Source organism: Deinococcus multiflagellatus (assembly GCF_020166415.1).
GTDB lineage: Bacteria > Deinococcota > Deinococci > Deinococcales > Deinococcaceae > Deinococcus > Deinococcus multiflagellatus.
In genome coordinates this window covers 1-3,384 of sequence record NZ_JAIQXV010000045.1, presented here as the reverse complement: position 1 = coordinate 3,384, position 3,384 = coordinate 1, and the positions used below count along the sequence as shown (strand labels likewise).

General features: G+C 55.5%; 3 protein-coding genes. All 3 read right to left on the bottom strand.

What is annotated here, in order from left to right; all coding sequences use genetic code 11:
• Positions 1-52 precede the first annotated feature (52 nt).
• From murB to K7W41_RS23130, 3 genes are read right to left on the bottom strand one after another with little or no spacing between them, the layout of a single operon-like run.
• A complete protein-coding gene (gene murB, locus K7W41_RS23140; RefSeq protein WP_263490054.1) occupies positions 53-991 on the bottom strand; it encodes a UDP-N-acetylmuramate dehydrogenase in 939 nt (312 codons plus the stop codon).
• A gap of 28 nt (positions 992-1,019) precedes the next feature.
• Entirely contained in the window at positions 1,020-1,976 is a 957-nt protein-coding gene (locus K7W41_RS23135; protein ID WP_224612896.1) for a GSCFA domain-containing protein, read from the bottom strand.
• Complete coding sequence (locus K7W41_RS23130; RefSeq protein ID WP_224612894.1) at positions 1,973-3,286, bottom strand: hypothetical protein; 1,314 nt, start codon at positions 3,284-3,286, stop codon at positions 1,973-1,975. The genes K7W41_RS23135 and K7W41_RS23130 overlap by 4 nt, the downstream gene beginning before the upstream one ends.
• Positions 3,287-3,384: the final 98 nt, after the last annotated feature.

The following is a 3,384-nucleotide window of genomic DNA, read 5'->3' as shown; positions in this document are numbered from 1 at the left end:
CAACTAAGTGAAATTCATTTGACATTGTATATTCTCTACTCGGGAACGAGGCTTAAGACGCTTGAACCGGAGAACTGTGATTGAAGCCTGTGTCCGGTTCAACAATTTGGATTTCGTATTCCAGCCGAACACCACTTGCCTGTTCGACCCTTAGTAGAGCGGTTTCCGTTAGTCCTTGAACATCTGCGCTAGTTGCACGCCCGAGATTCATAATGAAGTTAGCGTGTCGGTCAGAGAACTGAGCGTCGCCAATGCGGTAGCCCTTCAATCCAGCCTGTTCTATGTACCACCCGGCCGACCGAATGCCTTGATCCGTTACAACACCCTTAAACGTACTGCCGAGCGTCCTGCCGACAGGCTGGGTCAGAAGTCGGTAGTCGCGGTATCGGGCCATCTCTGAGCGAATGGCGTCGGGATCGCCCGGTTTCAAGCACAGCGTTGCGGAAATGACGATCAGGCCGCTGCCCAGTAGGCTACTTCCCCGGTACCTGAAGCATAGTTCGTCACAGGTTAGCGTGTGTAGCCGCCCGTCGGCGTCCAAGACGGTGACTTCGTGCACGACTTGTGACATGTCTCCGGAGAAGGCCCCGGCGTTCATCGTCACAGCCCCCCCGACCCTCCCAGGAATTCCTTCAGCCCACTCTAAGCCACTGAGGTTCATGGCCCTTGCCGACCGTGATAGCTGAGGCAAACTTACTCCTGCTTCAGCAATCACGGTCCGATCACCCACGAAGCTAAATCTTCCCTGTGCGAGGCGCATTACGACACCTTGGTATCCGCTATCAGAGTACAGCGTGTTGCTTCCCGCACCGAGAATCATGATTGGACCGTGATGTCTAGCGAAGTGAAGTACATCTTTCATTTCCGCAAGGCTAGTCACATCGAACAGCCAACGGGCCGGACCACCTATGCCCATGTACGTCATTCTCTTCAACTCGAAGTATTCCAGGGGTTGTATCGGTCGCAATACAGCACCATTACGTCCTTGCATTGATCTTTGTGGCATGACAGCAATTTGGTTAACTGGCGTAGGACCGACCAACAACCTTACCGTTAAGACCCACCAGAGGAACCCAGAAGTGGGGCTCGTTGAACTGGTCTACTTCGTCAGGTAAGTAACCACAAGTCCGTAAAAATTCGCGTGCAACCCGGTCTATCGCTGATGCAGTGACGTGCCGACGGTCCGGTTGCCATACATTCTGCTCCTGAAGGTCATACCGGCTGATCAGCTCATAGGACCGGAAGTAATGGACGTGCGGCGCACGTTCGATCACGTCCCGCATACCGACCGCGAGAATAGCCTTGGAGAGAGTCGTGGCCTCCTCAACACTGTAGGGGGACGACGTGTATTTGAGTGGCACCGGCGAGAGCGTAAATATGATAGGAATATCGGCGCTGACGTGCTGGCGGATGCAGTCAATGATGCTTGCAGTACTTCGCTGGACTTCCTCTGAAGTGGCGAAGCGGGAAGCCCACCGTACTCCGATGTCTCGCGGGTCAGCCTCAATTGGAACGCGATTGAGGATGAGATTCGTCAATCCGTAAGATTCCCAAACCTCGCTCAGGCCGTAAGTAATAATGATGCTATTTGCCTCCCGGAGTGCAGCCCTAGCTTGGTCGTCCAAGGCCGCGTTACGAGCCATGAGCTCTTCTCTGGTTGGCGCAGTGATCCATGAGCGCCATGGGTCACGGTACCTCATGGCTCCATTCTTGCGTTCTTCGATAATGTGCTCTTCCCACTGGAGGGGCATAAACAAACGTGTGAACTCGCCCTCAATGGCGAAAGGGTTATACAGGGTGTCCCACAGATCATAGTGGTTGCGGACGCCATGATGGTCGAGCCAGCGCGCGATATTTCGCGCGAAGCAACTCCCAAGGGCGACCACACTCCGAAAACGGATTGGTTCATTGAACGGCTTACTGGTGATGGTCTCCTGCGTTTCCCAACCGTCGGTAAACCATGGTTGAAGTCTCATGCAGTTGCTCCTGCGGGCACGAGTGGCGCAGTTACCCGACGAAGCGGGAATCCGATCTGCTGGAGGTCACGGATACAATCTTCATAACCACGCTGAATCTGCGCGTAATTGGTCAGCTCAGTCTTGGCTTCCCGGGCCAGACTGGCAATGAGGAGCGCAGCGCCGGCCCGGATATCTGGGGCCTGCACCTGTACGGGAAGCCTGTGCGGTTCACATCCTCGAATCTGGATCTGCTGACCTCCATCATGACGGAGGTCGAAGCCCTGACGCTTGAGCCCTGGCACGTGGGAGCTCCGGGAATCGTAAACCAGGTCGGTGATTGTGGTCATTCCAGGCAAACTGACCAACCCGGCAGCGATAAGAGGGGCGGCGTCTGTGGGTAGCCCCGGCCAAGGGCGAAAGGTCAACTCCCGGGCGTGCCGCGCATCGACGGTAGAGAGTCGCGTTGCCCGTCCATCGACTTGATAGGTGATTCCACATCGGCCCATGAGATCCGATACGCAGTCTGGGATGGCGCCTACCCCCTCAGCCACGAAGGCCGTGTGGAACGGCATGACTGCAGCAGCGTAGGTGAGAAGTACGGTGTAGTCTGGGGGGAGGACCACCTCGACATCAAGACGCTCATTTCGGCCTGCGTGAATGGTCAGGCATCTTCCATCCCGAACGATGTGCCGACGCGTTCCGCGCGAGACCATTTCTATAATGATGTCGACCACCGGCTCCAGAGCGATGTTCGTAAGATGAATAGCTCCCTCGTACTGTGTGGCAGCCATAATCGCATTGCATGTAACACCGACACTCGGGCCAAACCGGGACGCGCAGTCGAATCGAACCTCCTGAACACGGTGTTTGAGTTCAGCGCGGCACTCGATATCTTCGTACACTATGAATCCAAAGGCCCGGAGAAGATCCATGTGCCGCTCAACTGGGCGATGGGAGAAGTTACACCCCCCAAGCTCACCGAGATGAACGATCCCGTGGCGAAGTCCGACAGCGGTGGATAAGCACATGGTTGCGCGGAACTTGGCCAATGAGGTGAGATCGCATCCTTCCGTATCTACGGACCTGACCTCTACCTGTGAGCCAGTTTGTCCTACCTTACATCGCCCAGTCTTCTCTAAGGCATCCTTGATTCCAATAAAGTCCAGGCACAAAGGCGTATTGAGCAGCCTGACGTGCCTAAACAGTGTCGATGCAACAAGTGCATGAACCGCAGCGACTTTATCACCTTGAATACGAAGCGCCCCACCGACGTTCGCAGGTCGGCCATCAGCGATAATCAGATCGCTATTCTCAACTTTTCCTAACACGGGGGTGATGCTACCTGCGCTCTGAAGGACTGTAAAGCGAAGTTGCGGTGGCCAACCCTGCAGCAGGCCATGCCGGGCGTCTGACTACCAGTCAAAAT